The 17,549-nt window shown below is 64.8% G+C and carries 15 protein-coding genes and 1 tRNA gene; 12 read left to right on the top strand and 4 right to left on the bottom strand.

Annotation, left to right across the window (positions count from 1 at the left end):
- Positions 1-357: 357 nt before the first annotated feature.
- From pstS to phoR, 7 genes are all read left to right on the top strand, one after another.
- Positions 358-1,389 carry a phosphate ABC transporter substrate-binding protein PstS gene (gene pstS / locus AB3X99_RS02810; RefSeq protein ID WP_069262538.1) on the top strand — a complete coding sequence of 344 codons (1,032 nt, stop codon included), beginning with the start codon at positions 358-360 and terminating at the stop codon, positions 1,387-1,389.
- A gap of 211 nt (positions 1,390-1,600) precedes the next feature.
- Positions 1,601-2,587 carry a phosphate ABC transporter permease PstC gene (gene pstC, locus AB3X99_RS02815; RefSeq protein ID WP_069262537.1) on the top strand — a complete coding sequence of 329 codons (987 nt, stop codon included), beginning with the start codon at positions 1,601-1,603 and terminating at the stop codon, positions 2,585-2,587.
- A complete protein-coding gene (gene pstA / locus AB3X99_RS02820; RefSeq protein ID WP_342945465.1) occupies positions 2,584-3,480 on the top strand; it encodes a phosphate ABC transporter permease PstA in 897 nt (298 codons plus the stop codon). Before pstC ends, pstA begins: the two co-directional genes overlap by 4 nt.
- A gap of 18 nt (positions 3,481-3,498) precedes the next feature.
- Positions 3,499-4,359, top strand: coding sequence for a phosphate ABC transporter ATP-binding protein PstB (gene pstB, locus AB3X99_RS02825; RefSeq protein ID WP_342945466.1), 861 nt, complete (start codon positions 3,499-3,501; stop codon positions 4,357-4,359).
- A gap of 19 nt (positions 4,360-4,378) precedes the next feature.
- Entirely contained in the window at positions 4,379-5,083 is a 705-nt protein-coding gene (phoU, locus tag AB3X99_RS02830) for a phosphate signaling complex protein PhoU (protein WP_069262534.1), read from the top strand.
- A 34-nt stretch (positions 5,084-5,117) separates the two neighbouring features.
- Positions 5,118-5,819, top strand: coding sequence for a phosphate regulon transcriptional regulator PhoB (gene phoB, locus AB3X99_RS02835; protein WP_042261377.1), 702 nt, complete (start codon positions 5,118-5,120; stop codon positions 5,817-5,819).
- A gap of 132 nt (positions 5,820-5,951) precedes the next feature.
- Complete coding sequence (phoR, locus tag AB3X99_RS02840; RefSeq protein ID WP_069262533.1) at positions 5,952-7,265, top strand: phosphate regulon sensor histidine kinase PhoR; 1,314 nt, start codon at positions 5,952-5,954, stop codon at positions 7,263-7,265.
- Positions 7,266-7,344: 79 nt separating this feature from the next.
- On the opposite strand, the gene ppk1 is transcribed toward phoR, so the two are convergent.
- Positions 7,345-9,408: a polyphosphate kinase 1 gene (gene ppk1 / locus AB3X99_RS02845; RefSeq protein WP_368616258.1), complete on the bottom strand. Its 2,064-nt coding sequence runs from the start codon at positions 9,406-9,408 to the stop codon at positions 7,345-7,347.
- Positions 9,409-9,519: 111 nt separating this feature from the next.
- Positions 9,520-9,723 (bottom strand): hypothetical protein, encoded by a 204-nt coding sequence (locus AB3X99_RS02850; RefSeq protein WP_256094572.1) that lies wholly within the window; start codon positions 9,721-9,723, stop codon positions 9,520-9,522.
- On the opposite strand from AB3X99_RS02850, the gene ppx reads away from it, so the two are divergent.
- Complete coding sequence (ppx, locus tag AB3X99_RS02855) at positions 9,623-11,224, top strand: exopolyphosphatase (protein WP_368604865.1); 1,602 nt, start codon at positions 9,623-9,625, stop codon at positions 11,222-11,224. The genes AB3X99_RS02850 and ppx overlap by 101 nt on opposite strands.
- A gap of 109 nt (positions 11,225-11,333) precedes the next feature.
- On the opposite strand, the gene AB3X99_RS02860 is transcribed toward ppx, so the two are convergent.
- Positions 11,334-12,152, bottom strand: a complete 819-nt coding sequence (locus AB3X99_RS02860) for a GNAT family N-acetyltransferase (RefSeq protein ID WP_368616063.1) — start codon at positions 12,150-12,152, stop codon at positions 11,334-11,336.
- Positions 12,153-12,392: 240 nt separating this feature from the next.
- A complete protein-coding gene (sixA, locus tag AB3X99_RS02865; RefSeq protein WP_368616064.1) occupies positions 12,393-12,857 on the bottom strand; it encodes a phosphohistidine phosphatase SixA in 465 nt (154 codons plus the stop codon).
- Between the two features lie 163 nt (positions 12,858-13,020).
- Between sixA and AB3X99_RS02870 the strand changes: the two genes are divergently transcribed.
- From AB3X99_RS02870 to AB3X99_RS02885, 4 genes are all read left to right on the top strand, one after another.
- Positions 13,021-13,097 (top strand) — tRNA-Pro (locus AB3X99_RS02870).
- Positions 13,098-13,269: 172 nt separating this feature from the next.
- Positions 13,270-14,892, top strand: a complete 1,623-nt coding sequence (locus AB3X99_RS02875; protein ID WP_368604867.1) for an NAD(P)/FAD-dependent oxidoreductase — start codon at positions 13,270-13,272, stop codon at positions 14,890-14,892.
- A gap of 272 nt (positions 14,893-15,164) precedes the next feature.
- Positions 15,165-16,022 (top strand): translesion DNA synthesis-associated protein ImuA, encoded by an 858-nt coding sequence (gene imuA / locus AB3X99_RS02880; RefSeq protein WP_368616065.1) that lies wholly within the window; start codon positions 15,165-15,167, stop codon positions 16,020-16,022.
- Positions 15,931-17,529 (top strand): DNA polymerase Y family protein, encoded by a 1,599-nt coding sequence (locus AB3X99_RS02885; protein ID WP_368616066.1) that lies wholly within the window; start codon positions 15,931-15,933, stop codon positions 17,527-17,529. The genes imuA and AB3X99_RS02885 overlap by 92 nt, the downstream gene beginning before the upstream one ends.
- The last annotated feature ends 20 nt before the right edge of the window (positions 17,530-17,549 follow it).

The raw sequence follows: 17,549 nt of genomic DNA on the forward strand, positions 1-17,549 counted from the left end.
CGACGTTGCAATCCGCCGTCGTGCTCATTTTTTTGCGATTTATTCGGCGTCACAAGGGAAGCAGCAAACGTTTAAAACAATCGAATAACGGTTTGCAAACCATTTTCGAGGAAAGACTCGAATTTTTTCATGCGACCCTCAGCATCCGCCAAACTCCCACCTGGCGGGCTTTTCAGCTATCCAGGCACGTGCAGGCCATGTCGCAACCGCGCCTGCAAAGTCGCCCAAAACGCATATCCACGCGCCTTTCAGCCAGTAATCGAACTGTCACGTTCGCTTCATGAATCGTCACAGTACTGTCACAGAGACCCCCTAAGCTTCGCGGTGTCGTTCATCCGCTCACACACTGGAGGTCTCATGAAATTGATGCAAACCGCGCTCGCTGGCGTTGCTGGCGCGCTCTTCGCGATCGCAGCGCAGGCTGCTGACATCACCGGCGCGGGCAGCACCTTCGCAGCACCGATCTATACGAAATGGGCGGATGCCTATCAAAAGGCGGGCGGCGGCAAGGTGAACTACCAAGGTATTGGTTCGTCGGGCGGCATCAAGCAGATTCAGGCCAAGACCGTTGACTTCGCGGGCTCGGACGCTCCGCTGAAGGACGAGGATCTGGCCAAGGAAGGCCTGTTCCAGTTCCCGACGGTGGTCGGCGGCGTCGTGCCGGCGATCAACGTGCCGGGCGTGAAGCCGGGCGAGATCACCCTGTCGGGCCCGGTGCTCGGCGATATCTACCTCGGCAAGATCAAGAAGTGGAACGATCCGGCCATCGTCGCCCTGAACCCGAAGGTCAAGCTGCCTGATCTCGACATCGCCGTGGTCCGCCGCGCCGATGGTTCGGGCACCAGCTTCATCTGGACGAACTACCTGTCGAAGGTCAACCCCGACTGGAAGAGCAAGGTCGGCGAAGGCACGACCGTGAACTGGCCGACGGGTACGGGCGGCAAGGGCAACGACGGCGTCGCAGCCTTCGTGCAGCGTCTGCCGGGCGCGATCGGCTACGTCGAGTGGGCGTACGCCAAGCAAAATCACATGGTCTACACTGCCATGAAGAACGAGGCGGGCACTGTGGTTCAGCCGGACACCGAAACGTTCAAGGCAGCGGCCGCTGGCGCGGACTGGAAGAAGTCGTTCTACCAGATCCTCACGAACGAGCCGGGCAAGGACGCATGGCCGGTCGTCGGCGCGACCTTCGTGCTGCTGCACACGGCACAGGACAAGCCGGACCAGGGCAAGGAAACGCTCAAGTTCTTCGACTGGGCCTTCAAGAACGGTACGCCGGCTGCTGACAGCCTCGACTACATCTCGCTGCCGCAGTCGGTCGTGAGCGAAATCAAGTCGCAGTGGAAGGAGAAGGTCAAGGACGCGAGCGGCAAGCCGGTCGCCGAGTAAGCAGGGCGTCAGGCAAGTGTAAAAAAAGGCCGCCGCGTGACGCGCGCGGCCTGTTCGCTTGTGGCTTGCCTGAATCCGCGCTGTCCAAGATGTGCCGTCCGCCTTCCGGCTGAGTCGTCAGTATTAACGGCCGGAAGTCGGGCGATCTGCAGTCCCACGGCTGCATCAACGTCGTGAGCCCGCGCTCGCGGCAACTGGAACCCAGGTCACCATGTCCGACGTCCCGCTCGTGTCGAACCCGCCCGGCAACGCCGCGCAGCAAAAAGCGCCCAGCCCGGCAGGGGACATCATTTTTGGCGGCCTCGCACGCCTCGCTGCCATCGTCACGTTGTTGCTGCTCGGCGGCATCATCGTGTCACTGATCGTCGCCTCGTTGCCGACGATCCAGAAATTCGGTTTCGCATTCCTCTGGACTGCCGACTGGGATCCACCCAGCGAGCAGTTCGGCGCGCTCGTGCCCATCTACGGCACGATCGCCACCTCGATCATCGCGCTCATCATCGCCGTGCCGGTGAGCTTCGGCATTGCGCTGTTCCTCACTGAGCTTTCGCCGGCGTGGCTGCGCCGTCCGCTCGGCATCGCCATCGAACTGCTCGCCGCGATCCCGTCGATCGTCTACGGTATGTGGGGTCTGCTCGTCTTTGCGCCGATCTTCGCGCAGTGGTTCGAAAAGCCGCTCGGCTCGCTGCTCGGCGGCATGCCGATCGTCGGCGCGCTGTTCCAGGGCGCGCCCATCGGCATCGGCATTCTGTGCGCCGGCGTGATTCTCGCGATCATGATCATTCCGTATATCGCTTCGGTCATGCGCGACGTGTTCGAAGTCACGCCCGTACTGCTCAAGGAGTCGGCTTACGGCATTGGCTGCACGACATGGGAAGTGATGTGGAAGATCGTGCTGCCGTTCACCAAGACCGGCGTGATCGGCGGCGTGATGCTGGGTCTCGGCCGAGCGCTCGGCGAGACGATGGCCGTCACGTTCGTGATCGGCAATACGAACCTGCTCGACAACGTGTCGCTCTTTTCACCGGGCAACAGCATCACCTCGGCGCTCGCCAACGAGTTCGCGGAAGCGAGCCCGGGCCTGCACACCGCCGCGCTGATGGAACTCGGCCTGATCCTTTTCGTGATCACCTTCATCGTGCTGTCGATCTCGAAGCTCATGTTGCTGCGCCTTGAAAAAGCGGAGGGTGCGCGATGAGCGAACCGATGATGAAAATTCCGGGCGCGATTTACGGCCCCGAACTGGAGCGCATGCGCGACAAGCTGCAGCGTCGCCGCCGCGTGACCAATGCGATCGCGCTCACGTGCTCGCTCGCTGCGATGGTGTTCGGCCTGATCTGGCTCGTGTGGATTCTCTACACGACGCTCTCGCTTGGGATCGGCGGCCTTTCGGTGGAACTGTTCACGCAGTCCACGCCGCCGCCGAACACCGACGGCGGCGGTCTCGCCAACGCCATCGTCGGCAGCTTGATGCTCGTTGCCATCGCAACGTTCGTCGGCACGCCGATCGGGATTCTCGCGGGCATCTATCTCGCGGAATATGGCCAGAAGGGCTGGCTCGCGGGCGTCACGCGCTTCATCAACGACATTCTGCTGTCGGCGCCTTCGATCGTCGTGGGCCTGTTCGTGTACGCGCTCGTCGTGGCGAAGATGGGGCACTTCAGCGGCTGGGCCGGCGCGATTGCGCTGGCGCTCCTGCAGGTTCCGATCGTGATTCGCACGACCGAGAACATGCTCAAGCTCGTGCCGAACAACCTGCGTGAAGCGGCATTCGCGCTCGGCACGCCGAAGTGGAAGATGGTGATGTCGATCACGCTGAAGGCTTCGATCGCCGGTATCGTGACGGGCGTGCTGCTGGCGGTTGCGCGTATCGCCGGCGAAACCGCGCCGCTGCTCTTCACCGCGCTGTCGAACCAGTTCTTCACCGCGAACATGAATCAACCGATCGCGAACCTGCCGGTCACGATCTTCAAGTTTGCGATGAGCCCGTTTGCGCAGTGGCAGTCGCTTGCGTGGGCCGGCGTTTTCCTGATCACGCTCGGCGTGCTGGGTCTGAATATCCTCGCGCGCACGATCTTTTCGAACAAGTAAGCAAGGGCGGAGTTCCCGATGAACATGGCTGAGAGTCACCTCAACACCGCTGCGCACGGCAATGCGCCCTCCGCTGGGTTTGAACCTGCGGATCCCGCCCAGAACGCACGCCTGCCGGCGCTGGGCAAGCCGAAGATCGAAGTGAAGGACCTGAACTTCTTCTACGGCAAGTACCACGCGCTGAAGAACATCAACCTGCAGATTCCCGAAGGCAAGGTGACGGCGTTCATCGGCCCGTCGGGCTGCGGCAAGTCCACGCTCCTGCGCACCTTCAACAAGATGTTCGCGCTCTATCCGGAGCAGCGCGCCGAGGGCGAAATCGTCATGGACGGCGAGAACCTGCTGACGACCAGGCGCGACATCTCGCTTTTGCGTGCGCGCATCGGCATGGTGTTCCAGAAGCCGACCCCGTTCCCGATGTCGATTTACGACAACATCGCGTTCGGCGTGAAGATGTTCGAGAAGCTCTCGCGCCCGGAAATGGATGACCGCGTCGAATGGGCGCTCACCAAGGCCGCGCTCTGGAACGAAGTGAAGGACAAGCTCGGCCAGAGCGGCTACGGCCTCTCGGGCGGCCAGCAGCAGCGCCTATGCATCGCGCGCGGCATTGCGATCCGCCCCGAAGTGCTGCTGCTCGATGAGCCGTGCTCGGCGCTCGACCCCATTTCCACCGGCCGCATCGAAGAGCTGATCGCGGAACTCAAGAGCGATTACACGGTGGTGATCGTCACCCATAACATGCAGCAGGCCGCGCGTTGCTCGGACTACACTGCTTACATGTACCTTGGTGAGCTGATCGAATTCGGTGACACCGAAAAGATCTTCATCAAGCCGGTCCGCAAGGAAACGGAAGACTACATCACCGGCCGCTTCGGCTAATCGGAGCAGGGAGCAAATCATGTCCGACAAACACTTGTCCAGCCAGTTCGACGCCGATTTGAACCTCATTTCGTCGAAGGTGCTCGAAATGGGCGGCCTCGTCGAATCGCAGATCATCACGGCAATGCAGGCATTGAACGAGTTCGACGGTGCCGCCGCCGAGCGCGTGATCGCCGCCGAAGACCGCCTCAACACGATGGAAGTCGAGATCGACGAGGAGTGCAGCAACATCATCGCGCGCCGCCAGCCGGCCGCGCGCGACCTGCGCCTCGTGCTCGCCATTTCGAAGACCATCACGAACCTCGAGCGCGCCGGCGACGAAGCCGAGAAGATCGCCAAGCGCACCAAACGCCTGATGGAAGACGGCGCTTCGCGCGCGGTCAACATCGCCGAGATCAAGGTCTCGGGCGAAATGGCCGTGTCGATCCTGCGCCGCGCGCTCGACGCGTTCGCGCGTCTCGACACCGTGGCCGCCGCGCAGATCGTGCGCGACGACAAGGCGATCGACGAGGAATTCCGCGCGTTCGTGCGCAAACTCGTGAGCTACATGATGGAAGATCCGCGCACGATTTCGGTGGGCCTCGACTATCTGTTCATCGCCAAGGCGATCGAGCGGATCGGCGACCACGCGAAGAACATCGCGGAATTCATCATCTACATCGTGAAGGGCACCGACGTGCGCCACAAGTCGCGCGACGCGCTCGAACGCGAAGCGCTCAGCTAATTCACTCCATAGGTAACAAGGTCAAGAGGTGCCGATGCCTAGCAGCATTCTCGTCATCGAAGATGAGCCCGCCATTTCCGAGCTGATTTCGGTGAACCTGCAGCACGCAGGCCACTGCCCGATCCGCGCCTACAACGCGGAGCAGGCGCAAAACCTGATCAGCGACGTGCTGCCCGATCTCATCCTGCTGGACTGGATGTTGCCGGGCAAGTCGGGTGTGAACTTCGCGCGCGACTTGCGCAACAACGAACGCACGAAGCATATACCGATCATCATGCTGACCGCGCGCGGCGACGAGCAGGACAAGGTGCTCGGCCTCGAAATCGGCGCTGACGATTACGTGACGAAGCCGTTTTCGCCCAAGGAACTGATGGCGCGCATCAAGGCGGTGCTGCGCCGCCGTGCGCCGCAGCTCACGGAAGACGTGGTGGCGATCAACGGTTTGAAGCTGGACCCGGCCACGCACCGCGTGGCGGCCGCCGCCGAAGGCTCGGAAATCAAGCTCGATCTCGGCCCGACCGAATTCCGCCTGCTGCACTTCTTCATGACGCATCCGGAGCGCGTGCATAGCCGTACGCAACTGCTCGACCAGGTATGGGGCGATCACGTGTTCGTAGAAGAGCGCACGGTGGACGTGCATATCAAGCGTCTGCGCGCCGCGCTCAAGCCGGCAGGGTGCGATGCTATGATCGAAACGGTGCGCGGCAGCGGCTACCGTCTCGCCAAGAGCGCCTGAGCTGGACCCATGGCCGCGCCGCAGGGTGACTCACCGGGCGGCGCGACCGTTTCACTGCCGCCGGTATTCGCGCGGTAGTCACTCGATGTCGCGTGCCCGCATCCGACCGTATTTATCTTCGATCGCAGGAACATGAACATCATCTGGGCGCGCTCCCTCGTATCGATCGTGTTGCTCGCGCTCATGTGCGCGGGCGTTGGCGCGATTTTCGGCGTCAAGATCGCGCTGAGCATCGCCGTGCTGGCGCTGCTCGCGCAAATGCTCTTCAGCACGTTTCACAAGCAGCGTCTGTGGCGCCTGCTCGACGCGCCGGTCTACGGCGAAGTACCGAGCGCTCCCGGCATCTGGGGCGAAATCTACTACCGTCTGCATAAGCTCGCGAAGCGCTGGCACGCTCAGGTGCGCCAGGTGGAGCAGCAGCATTCGCGCTTCATCCAGGCGATCCAGGCGTCGCCCAACGGCGTCGCCATGCTCGACGACCACGACCAGATCGAGTGGTGCAACGCGATCTCGGAAGTTCACTTCGGCCTCGATGCGAGGCGCGACCTGCGCCAGCACATCACGCATCTCGTGCGTCAGCCCGACTTCGTGCGCTACCTCAATTCGCACGATTACAAGGACATGCTGATCATGCGAGGCATGGGCGCGAAGCGTCAGAACGTGATCTCGGTGCAGGTGTTTCCGTACGGCGAGAACCGCAAGCTCATCCTGTCGCAGGACATCACCGAACTCGAGCGCACCGACGCCATGCGGCGCGACTTCGTGGCCAACGTCTCGCACGAGCTGAAAACGCCGATCACGGTGCTCTCGGGCTTTCTCGAGACGATGCGCGAGCTGCCGCTTGGCGAAGCCGAGCGCAATCGCTACCTGGAACTGATGGAGCAACAGGCCTCGCGCATGCGCCATATCGTCACCGACCTGCTCGTGCTCGCCAAGCTCGAAGGCGAGGGGCGCCAGCCCGGCGACCACATGGTCGATATGCGCGCGGTGCTCGGGCACGTGCGCGAGGACGCCGAAAGCCTTTCGGGTGGGCGTCACCGCATCACGGCCGATTTCGACGACGGACTGAGCGTCACCGGTTCCGAAACCGAGATCATGAGCGCGCTCGGCAATCTGGCGACCAACGCGGTGCGCTACACGCCGGACGGCGGGACGGTGCATCTGTCGTGGCGCGCAGAACACGGCAGCGCGGTCTTCGCGGTCACCGACAGCGGCCTCGGCATTCCGGCCGCCGATATTCCGCGCCTGACCGAGCGCTTCTATCGTGTGGACCGCAGCCGCTCGCGCGATACGGGCGGCACGGGACTGGGTCTCGCGATCGTCAAGCACGTGCTGCAGCGTCACGACGCGGCGCTCGAAGTGAAGAGCGAGGAAGGGCGGGGCAGCACGTTCACGGTGCGCTTCCCGGCCGCGCGCACGACGAGACGGCAGCCGGCGCCGGCGTAACGAAGCGCCGCCGCAATTGAAAAAGCCGCTTCATTCGAAGCGGCTTTTTTGCGTTCAGCGTTATTGCTCCGTCAAGGCATCACGGACAGAACTTCGCCAGCAAGCTCAACTGCGCATTGCGCACGGCCTTGCCCGCGCGGCGGCGGCGATAGTGGCCGTCGCTTTGCATGAGCCACGCCGATTGATTGTCGCCGAGGAAGGTGGAAAGCCCTTCGGCGATCACGCGGCGCTTGAGCCTGCGGTCGTGAATCGGGAACGCCACTTCGACGCGGCGGAACAGGTTGCGATCCATCCAGTCCGCGCTCGACAGGTAGACGTCTTCCTTACCGCCCGCATAGAAGTAGTAGATGCGGTGGTGCTCGAGGAAACGCCCGACGATCGAGCGCACGGTGATGTTCTCGGAGAGCCCCGGCACGCCGGGCTGCAACGAGCACACGCCACGGATGATCAGATCGATCTTCACGCCGGCCTGCGATGCTTCGTACAACTCGTCGATCACGGTCGGCTCGAGCAGCGCGTTCATCTTCGCGACGATGCGCGCCTTCTTGCCCGCGCGCGCGGCATCGGCTTCGTTGCGGATCGCCTCGATCATCTTCGGATGCAGCGTGAACGGCGACTGCCACAGATCGTGCAGCTGCAGCTCGCCACCGATGCCGGTGAGCTGCTGGAAGACGTGGTGCACGTCCTCGCACATCTTCGCCTCCGAGGTCATGAGGCCGAAGTCGGTATAGAGGCGTGCCGTGCGCGGGTGGTAGTTGCCCGTGCCCAGGTGCACGTAGCGGCGCAGCACCATGCGCCCGTTCACGGGCACGCGGCGCACGATCAGCATCATCTTGGCGTGGCACTTGTGGCCCACCACGCCGTACACCACGTGCGCGCCCACGGCTTCGAGCTGCGCCGCCCAGTTGATGTTGGTCTCTTCGTCGAAGCGCGCGAGCAGCTCCACCACCACCGTCACTTCCTTGCCGTTGCGCGCGGCCTGCATGAGCGCGTCCATGAGCGGCGAGTCGGTGCCGGTGCGGTAGATCGTCTGCTTGATCGCGACGACGTTCGGGTCGTTCGCGGCCTGCAGCAGTAGTTCGAGCACGGGCTGGAAGCTCTCGTACGGATGATGCAGGAGCACGTCGCCCTGATCGATCACGTCGAACATGTTGCTGTTCGCAGCAATGCGGCGCGGAATCGCGGGCACGTGCGGCACGAACTTGAGGTCGGGGCGATCGACCATCTCGGGCAGCTGCATGAGCCGTACGAGATTCACGGGGCCATCGACGAAATAGCAGTCCTTTTCGTCGAGGCCGCTTTCGTCGAGCAGGCGCTTCACGAGATGCGGGGGCGTTTCCGCCGACACTTCGAGACGCACCGCATTGCCGAGGTGCCGCGCGGGCAGTTCGCCCTGCAGCGCCACGCGCAGGTTGGTGATTTCGTCTTCGTCGACGAAGAGTTCACTGTTGCGCGTGATGCGGAACTGGTTGCAGCTGCGCACGACGAGGCTCGGGAACAGCTCGCCCACGAAGCGCTGCAAGAGCGAGCCGAGCAGCACGAAGCCGTGCTGGAAGCCGGAAAGCTCCTGCGGCATGCGCACGAGGCGCGGCAGCGCGCGCGGCGCCTGCACGATGCCCATGACGGCCTGGCGCCCGAAAGCGTCCTTGCCTTCGAGTTCGACCACGAAGTTCAGACTCTTGTTGAGCACGCGCGGGAACGGGTGCGCGGGATCGAGCCCGATGGGCGTGAGAACGGGCAGCAGTTCGTCGAAGAAGTATTTGCGCGCCCATGCGGTTTGCGCTTCGTTCCAGGCGTCGGTGCCGTGGAAGTAGATGCCTTCCTGTTCGAGCGCGGGCAGCACGGTGTCGTGCAGCATGCGGTACTGGCGATGCACGAGACGCTGCGCGCGCTCGACCACGAGGTCGTACACGTGCTGCAGCGACATGCCGTCGGGCGAGAGCACGCCCGGGTTGTCGCGCATCTGCTCCTGAAGCCCGGCCATACGGACTTCGAAGAATTCGTCGAGGTTGCTGCTGGTGATACAGATGAAGCGCAAGCGCTCCAGCAAAGGAACAGCGGGATCGGACGCCTGTGCGAGCACGCGCTCATTGAATCCCAGAATGCCCAGTTCGCGATTGAGTAGGGGATAGCGGATGGACATCGGCAATGAAAACGGAATGTCAGGAATGGATTCGAACGGACGCTCGGAAATTCTCACAGTAATATGACTTTATTGTGACTTTCGAAGTGTCATAAATTTTACGCCGCATTTTCACGAAATCGACAAGTCGCGTTGCGAACATGCACGCTGGGTAAAAGTACCCATGGTCATGACCAATGCGAGGAGCGACATGGTGAAGTCGGCTACGCTTAAAATGACGCATTTGGACAGCGCGGCGGCGGCGCAGCAAGCCCGCATGGCTGCGCGTTCGTCTCTGTATGCACGCATGGAGCCTGCCCCTTCGATGGTCACCAATCCCCAACTGCTTGCCGCCGTCGATCTCGGTTCGAACAGCTTTCGTCTGATCGTCGGCCGCGTCGAGGAAACCGATGCCGGCAGCCAGATCTACCCGGTGGACGCGCTGCGCGAACCGGTGCGCCTCGCGGCCGGCCTCTCGAGGGACAAACTGCTCGACCGCGCCTCGCAGGTGCGCGGCTGGGACGCGCTCAAGCGCTTCGGCGAGCGCCTGCGCGACTTCCATCCCGACCAGGTGCGCGCGGTGGCGACCAATACGCTGCGTGTCGCCAAGAACGCGCGCGAGTTTCTCACCGAGGCGGAAGCCGCGCTCGGGTTCCCGATCGAAGTGATCGCGGGGCGCGAAGAAGCGCGCCTCATCTATGCGGGCGCCGCGCACTCGGTGCCGGCGAGCGCGGGCAAGCGCTTCGTGGTGGACATCGGCGGCGGCTCGACCGAGTTCATCATCGGCGCGCACTACACGCCGATCCGCATGGAAAGCCTCTATATCGGCTGCGTGAGCCATAGCCGCCAGTTCTTCCCGTCGGGCAACGTCGACGAGTACACCATGCGCCAGGCCGAACTCGCGGCCACGCGTGAAATCCAGATCATTTCCTCCGACTACCGCAAGACCGGCTGGGACCAGGCGATCGGCTCGTCGGGTACGGCGCGCGCGCTCGCAGAACTCGTCGAGGCGAACGGCTTCAACGATCCCGGCATCACGCACGGCATTTCGCGCGGTGGCCTCGAACGCCTGAAGCGCGCGCTCATCAAGGCCGAGAACGTCAACCGGCTCAAGCTCGTCGCGCTCAAGCCCGACCGCATCCCGGTGCTGGCGGGCGGTCTCTCGATCATGATCGCGGTGTTCGAGGAGCTCGGTATCGACTATGTCGACACCACGGACGGCGCGTTGCGCCTGGGCGTGCTCTACGACCTGCTGGGCCGCTCGCAGCACGAGGACATGCGTACGGTGACGGTGGAGGGCTTCATGCGCCGCTACGGCGTGGATCGCGCGCAGGCGGGGCGCATTGGCGAGCTGGCCGTGAAGTTCTACGATCAGTTCGAGGAGCCCGACGACGAGCGCCGCGAAGAGAACCGCATGTTCCTCACGTGGGCGGCGTCGCTGCACGAAATCGGGCTTTCCATCTCGCACAGCGCGTACCACAAGCATTCGGCCTACATCGCCAGCAACGCGGACATGCCCGGCTTCTCGCGCACCGACCAGGCGCGCCTCGCCGCGCTGGTGCTCGGCCACGTGGGCAAGCTCGGCAAGCTCTCGCAAACGCGCGATGTGGAATGGACGCTGCTGTTCTGTCTGCGTCTCGCCGCGCTGCTGACGCGCCGCCGCGCCGATGTCGGTCTGCCGCACATCAAGGTGGAGGAGGAGGGCAGCGGCTACGAAGTGCTGCTGCCCAATGCCTGGGTCCAGAACAATCCGCTCACCGATTACAACCTCGTTCAGGAAGCGGCGGAATGGGGCAAGATCGGCATTCCGTATCGCGTGGTCTATACGGAAGAGTGAGCGTAGCGCGCTGCGCCTCGTCTGACTGCGCCGATAAAAAAGCCCGGCTCGTTCGTGAGCCGGGCTTTTTTTGTTGACTCATCCTGCCCACTGAGGAGCGGATGAGGTTTTAACGCGTGACAGCTTCGCCGAGGAAGTGGCGCGCGTAACGCTCGTTGATTTCCGAGAGGCGGAAGAGCGTGAGGAAGTCTGCGGTGTTGAAGTCGGGGTCCCAGGCGGGCGCGCCACAGATCTTCGCGCCGAGGCGCAGATAGCCCTTGATGAGCGGCGGCGGCACGGCCGGCGTGCCGGTGCGCAGTTCCTCGACGGGCAGCGGCGTGTGCGGGAACGCGCGGTATTCGGGCGCGGTCAGCGCGTTCGCGCCGAGCGCGCAGTACAGGTTCGCCGCGTAGTGGCCACCGTCAGCCATGGCGACGCTCGCGCAGCCGAGCATCGTCTCGTAGCCGTTGTGCTGCATATAGCCGCCGAGACCGCCCCACAGCGACATGATGACCGAGCCGCTGCGGTAGTCGGGATGCACGCACGAGCGGCCCACCTCGACCATTTTCGGACGCAGATGCGCGAGGCGCGAGACGTCGAATTCGCTTTCGGCATAGAGGCGGCCGATGCGCGCCGCCTGGTGCGGCGGCAGCACGCGATAGGTGCCGACGACCTTGAGCGTGTCGAGGTCGCGCACGAGCAGGTGGTCGCAGTAGGCGTCGAAGGCGTCGACGTCGAGGCCGGCGGGGCCGGTCAGGCGTGCGCCCATCTCTTCGGCGAAAACGCGGTAGCGCAGGCGCTGGGCTTCGCGCAGCTCCTCGTCGGTGCGAGCCCAGGCCACCTGCAGCCGATGCTGCGCGGTGACCGTTTCTTCGGCACGCGGCAAGCGTCGGCTCGACTCGAACAGCGTCGAGGCGAACGGCAGGGTGGGCGTCGGCAGATCTCGCATGGGGCGTCCTGGTCGGAAGTAAGAGAACTTTTCCGGCAATGTAGTAATACGCGGTTACGTTTCCATGAAAACGCAATGACGATTCGATGACGTGGCGTCAGGCAGACGGACGAGGTGGCCAGAAAGGCGGGGGGCGGCGGGCGCGTTTGAAGGGCGCTTAAATCGCGCTTGAACCGCGCTTGAACCGCTGTAGGGGCCGCGTGCAGGCGGCCCGGTGGGCAGACGCAGGCGGGGTCGGGGCTAGACGAGATCGGGCGTGATGGCCGCGTGGAGGACCGCCTGGTCACCGCCGTCGCGCTCACGGCTCGCGAGCCAGAGCACGCCGGCTTTCTTGACGGCCCAACTGCGCGAATCGGCGCCGCCCGAGAGCAGCCGCGCCGCGACCTCGCCGAGCGTGGGCTGATGGCCGACCACGACGACCGTGGACGCGAGGCCCTTGGGCCAGCCGACGGCGGTCAGCACCTCCTCGACGCTCGCATCGGGGGCGAGTTCGCGCACGACGCGATATTGGTCGGTGAGCGCCTCGGCAGTCTGGATGGTGCGTGCGGCGGGGCTGGCGAGGATCACGGCGTCGTCGGGCAGGCGCGCGCGCAGCCAGCGCGCGACGTTCTGCGCCTGCTTGCGCCCGCGTGTGGTGAGCTGGCGGGAGAGGTCGCTGGCGGCGATGTCTTCGGCTTCGGCGTGGCGCCAGAGGATGAGGTGCATGGCGTCTCCTTTTTTGGCGGTATGGGGTGCACGTGCGGCGTGTCCTGTCATGGTGCACGCCAGGCCGGTATGCGGCAAGCGCGTGATGTGGATCGCTTTTCGTCGCTATGGCTCACTCAGATTTGACGGCGTGGCATCAGTGCCGATACAATCGCTGATTCGTCGGAGCGTAGCGCAGCCTGGTAGCGCATCTGATTTGGGATCAGAGGGTCGTAGGTTCGAATCCTATCGCTCCGACCAGCAATACCGAGGGGTTACACGCCATTGGCCTGTAGCCCCTTTTTCTTTTTCTCCCATGTTGGGTCATACGCGCTCGCGTCTCGTCGTACGGCTTGCGTTCCCTTTGAAAAGCCACCGAGCCTATAAAATACGGATCGGCCACCACTCCCGTGGCGATCGCACCCTGGCAGCCATGTTACGTTTATCCGAAGTCAAACTCCCCCTCGACCACGCCGAAAGCGAACTTGAAGCCGCGATTCGGGGACGTCTCGCGGAACTCGGCGTGGGGGCGGATGCGCTCGTGCGTTACACCGTATTCCGCCGTGCGCACGACGCACGCAAGCGCTCGGATATCAAGCTGACCTATATCGTCGACGTCGAAGTCAAGGACGAAGCGGCCGCGCTCAAGCGGATCGCCGGCAAGCCGCATTGCGGGGTGACGCCCGACATGACCTACCGCTTTGTCGCCAAGGCGCCCGAGCACTCGACGCATCCGCGTCCGGTGGTGATCGGCATGGGGCCATGCGGCCTGTTCGCGGGACTGATCCTCGCGCAGATGGGCTTTCGTCCCATCATCCTCGAACGCGGCAAGGCCGTGCGCGAGCGCACCAAGGACACCTTCGGGCTGTGGCGCAAGTCCGTGCTCAACCCCGAATCCAACGTGCAGTTCGGCGAAGGCGGGGCCGGGACGTTTTCCGACGGCAAGCTGTACAGCCAGATCAAGGATCCGCACCACTACGGCCGCAAGGTGCTCGAGGAGTTCGTCAAGGCGGGCGCGCCGGAAGACATCCTGTATCTGAGCCGGCCGCACATCGGCACGTTCCGTCTCGTCAGCATGGTGGAAAAAATGCGCGCCACCATCCACGAGCTGGGCGGTGAAGTGCGCTTCGAAACCCGCGTCGAAGACATCGAGATCGAACAGGGCAAGGTGCGCGCGCTCAAGCTTTCGAACGGCGAGACGCTGCCGTGCGACCACGTCGTGCTGGCCGTCGGCCACAGCGCCCGCGACACGTTCCAGATGCTGCACGATCGCGGCGTGTTCATGGAAGCCAAGCCGTTTTCGCTGGGCTTTCGGATCGAGCATCCGCAGGGGGTGATCGATCGCAGCCGTTTCGGCAAGTTTGCGGGCCACAAGCAACTCGGCGCGGCCGACTACAAGGTGGTGCATCACGCCAACAATGGACGGGCGGTCTATAGCTTCTGCATGTGCCCGGGCGGCACGGTGGTCGCGGCGACCTCCGAACCCGGCCGCGTGGTCACCAATGGCATGAGCCAGTATTCGCGGGCCGAGCGCAACGCGAATGCGGGCATCGTCGTCGGCATCACGCCGCAGGACTATCCGGGCGGTCCGCTCGCGGGCATCGCCTTCCAGCGCAAGTGGGAAGAGCGGGCGTTCGAACTCGGCGGCGGCAATTACCAGGCGCCGGGCCAACTGGTCGGCGACTTTATCGCCGGTCGTCCGTCGACGTCGCTGGGCTCCGTGGTGCCGTCTTACAAGCCGGGTGTGCACCCGACCGATCTCAGCACCGCGCTGCCCGACTACGTGATCGAAGCCATCCGCGAAGCCCTGCCTCAGATCGACAGGAAGATCGCAGGCTTCGCGATGCACGACGCCGTGCTCACCGGCGTGGAGACGCGCACGTCGTCGCCGCTGCGCATTCGTCGCAAAGACAATTACCAGAGCATGAACGTCGAAGGTCTGTATCCGGCGGGCGAAGGCGCCGGGTATGCCGGTGGTATCTACTCGGCGGCCATCGACGGCATCGAAGTGGCGCAAGCCGTGGCGCTCGATATGACGTCGGCGCAGGCGTCTTGATAGCAACAAGCTCTGCCGCCCTTATCGCACACCGCCCACATCGGGCTGGCGGTGTGTATTAAGCAGCGCTTGCCCCGGACGTCAGCGCGACGTCCGGCGGCGGTCCGGTCGCCCCTCGGCGATCGCAAAGTGACCCGACCCCAATTTCCGCCTCCTCCAATCTCTCAAAATACTGTATAAATATACAGGTGGAGGCGAGTCGACCTCCTTCTTGCCGATGCCCCATTTCTTGCCGGGCAGGGCGAAGCGTTCCCATCAATCAGGCCACGAACATGGCAGCAGCAGCCCAGACCACTGCGCAGACCACCGCGCAACTCGCCGCGCACTTGCCCCCCCGGCTGCAAAGCCGCGTGTGGCAAGGCGATCAGCTCGCGCGCGCCAGCGAGCGCACGGTGCCGAGCGGCCACGCGACGCTCGACGCCCAGCTCCCCGGCGCCGGCTGGCCCTCGGGCAGCCTGACCGAGCTGCTCGTCGAACAGGGCGGCGTGGGCGAGATGCGACTTGTCGCGCCGGCGCTGCGCGCGCTCACCGCGCAGGCGGGCCGGCACGTGCTGCTCGTCGCGCCGCCGTGGCGCCCATACGCCTGCGCGCTCAAGGCGTGGGGGCTCGCGCTCGATCGCGTGATCTGGGTGCGCGCGGCCGAAAACGAAGCCGCCTGGGTGGCCGAACAGGCGCTCAAGCAGGAAGGCATGGGCGCCGTGCTGCTCTGGCAGGCGAAGGCGCGCGCCGACGCTGTGCGCCGTCTACAGGTCGCCGCCCAGGATTCGCAGGCGCTCGCATTTCTCGTGCGGCCGCTCGCCGCGCGCAACCAGTCGTCGCCGGCGCCGCTGCGCATGACCTGCTCGCCGGTGCCGCCGCCCGACGACGCGAGCCTGAACCGCCGGCAATGGATGCAGTTCGCCGCGCTCTCTGTCGATATTTTCAAGCGCCGCGGGCCGCCGCCCGCCCAGCCACTCGTCATTACATTGCCGCTGCAGGATGCGGTGCTGCCCCAGCCGGACGCAGCTTCCGTCGTCATGCCGTGGCCCGGGGTCAATCATGCTGTGGATCGCCGTCACCTTGCCGTTGTTGCCGCTGGAGGCCGTCAGACCTCTGATGCCGCCGGCGCCGTCAACGCCGCTCCTGCCTGAAAGCGTCGATGCCCATGTCACCGGCGCGCCGCGCTGCTACGCGCTCGCCGACCACACGCGCATCCTGATCGCCGATCTCGACGCGCTGCGCGCAGGCGTCGAGCCCGGCAACACGCGCTCGCATGCGCTCGCGCTCGCGCCGGGGCTCGTGCTGCTCGAAGCCGATCCGGCGCGCGAGACCCGCGCGTTCGAGGCGCTCGCGCTCGCGTTGCTCGCCTATACGCCCAAGGTGTCGTTCGCGCAGTCGCACACGCTGCTGCTCGAAGTCGGCTCGAGCTTGCGTCTGTTCGGCGGCGTGCGTGCGCTGCTCGCCAGGGTCGCGGCGACGGTGGCCGGCTGCGGGCACACCGCGCGCATGGCGTGCGCGCCCACGGCGTGGGGGGCGTGGACGCTCGCGCAGGCGCGCGTCACGCGTTCGTCGCGCCGCTGGCATGTGCTCAAGGAAACAACGCTCGCGCGCGTGCTCGACTCACTGCCGGTCACGCTTGCGCCGTTCGCCGCGCAGCACGATCACGCGCTCACGCAGATCGGCTGCGCGACGCTCGGCGATTTGCGGCGGTTGCCGCGCGACGGCATCGTGCGTCGTTTCGGCGACGGCGTGCTCGGCTGGCTCGCGCAGGCGCGCGGCGAGGCGCCCGATCCGCGCGTCTGGTTTGCCGCGCCGCCGTCGTTTCACGCGTCGCTCGAATTGCAGGCGCGCGTGGAGAGTGCCGAGGCGCTGCTCTTTGCCGCGCGCCGGCTCGTGATGCAGCTGGCCGGCTGGCTGGCGGCGCAGCACGCGGCGTTGAGCGGCTTCGAACTGCGCCTGGAGCACGAACTGGCTTCGCGTCACGCGCCGCGCACCTCGACGCTCACGATCGCCTGGGCATCGCCTTCGCGCGACGCCGAGCATCTGCTGTGGCTGCTTCGCGAGCGCCTGAATCAGACTGAGCTTGCCGCGCCCGTGATCGGCCTTGCGCTCGTCGCCTCGCAGGTGAGCGAATACGCGGCGCCCACCGACACGCTCTTTCCGATGGCCGAGGCTGCCGAGGCATCGCTCGGCCAGCTCTTCGAGCGCATCGGCGCGCGGCTTGGCGAGCAGAACGTGCTGCAGCTTTTCGTCGAGGACGATCACCGGCCCGAGTTGGCGATGTCGGCGCGGCCTTACCGCGAGAGCGGCGCGAAGCGTACGCGCAAGCCGCGCAAGGCAGGCAAGCCGCAGCAGGAAGCCGGCGCGAGCGCGCCCGTGCAAAGCGCCTTCGATCTGCCCGAGGTGCCGCTGCCGACCCAGCCGCGTCCGGCGTGGTTGCTCGAAAAGCCGCTCAAGCTTGCGACGCGCGGCGATCGGCCCGTTTATCGACGGCCGCTGAAGACGCTCACGCGCACCGAGCGCATCGAGTCCGGCTGGTGGGACGGCGAGGGCGTCGGGCGCGACTACTACGTCGCCGCCGACGACCAGGGTCGCATGTTCTGGCTGTATCGCGAGCGCATTGGCGGCCAGTGGTATCTGCAAGGGCTGTTCGGCTAGCGCTTATTCGTCGTTCTTTC

The sequence above is a fragment of the Paraburkholderia sp. BR10882 genome (assembly GCF_040948855.1).
Classification (GTDB): Bacteria; Pseudomonadota; Gammaproteobacteria; order Burkholderiales; family Burkholderiaceae; genus Paraburkholderia; species Paraburkholderia nodosa_A.

Excerpts from the sequence above, each read along its gene's own strand:
- pstS (WP_069262538.1), top strand. The coding sequence starts at position 358 with ATGAAATTGATGCAAACCGCGCTCGCTGGCGTTGCTGGCGCGCTCTTC.
- pstC (WP_069262537.1), top strand. The coding sequence starts at position 1,601 with ATGTCCGACGTCCCGCTCGTGTCGAACCCGCCCGGCAACGCCGCGCAG.
- pstA (WP_342945465.1), top strand. The coding sequence starts at position 2,584 with ATGAGCGAACCGATGATGAAAATTCCGGGCGCGATTTACGGCCCCGAA.
- pstB (WP_342945466.1), top strand. The coding sequence starts at position 3,499 with ATGAACATGGCTGAGAGTCACCTCAACACCGCTGCGCACGGCAATGCG.
- phoU (WP_069262534.1), top strand. The coding sequence starts at position 4,379 with ATGTCCGACAAACACTTGTCCAGCCAGTTCGACGCCGATTTGAACCTC.
- phoB (WP_042261377.1), top strand. The coding sequence starts at position 5,118 with ATGCCTAGCAGCATTCTCGTCATCGAAGATGAGCCCGCCATTTCCGAG.
- phoR (WP_069262533.1), top strand. The coding sequence starts at position 5,952 with ATGAACATCATCTGGGCGCGCTCCCTCGTATCGATCGTGTTGCTCGCG.
- ppk1 (WP_368616258.1), bottom strand. The coding sequence starts at position 9,408 with ATGTCCATCCGCTATCCCCTACTCAATCGCGAACTGGGCATTCTGGGA.
- ppx (WP_368604865.1), top strand. The coding sequence starts at position 9,623 with ATGACGCATTTGGACAGCGCGGCGGCGGCGCAGCAAGCCCGCATGGCT.
- AB3X99_RS02860 (WP_368616063.1), bottom strand. The coding sequence starts at position 12,152 with ATGCGAGATCTGCCGACGCCCACCCTGCCGTTCGCCTCGACGCTGTTC.
- sixA (WP_368616064.1), bottom strand. The coding sequence starts at position 12,857 with ATGCACCTCATCCTCTGGCGCCACGCCGAAGCCGAAGACATCGCCGCC.
- AB3X99_RS02875 (WP_368604867.1), top strand. The coding sequence starts at position 13,270 with ATGTTACGTTTATCCGAAGTCAAACTCCCCCTCGACCACGCCGAAAGC.
- imuA (WP_368616065.1), top strand. The coding sequence starts at position 15,165 with ATGGCAGCAGCAGCCCAGACCACTGCGCAGACCACCGCGCAACTCGCC.
- AB3X99_RS02885 (WP_368616066.1), top strand. The coding sequence starts at position 15,931 with ATGCTGTGGATCGCCGTCACCTTGCCGTTGTTGCCGCTGGAGGCCGTC.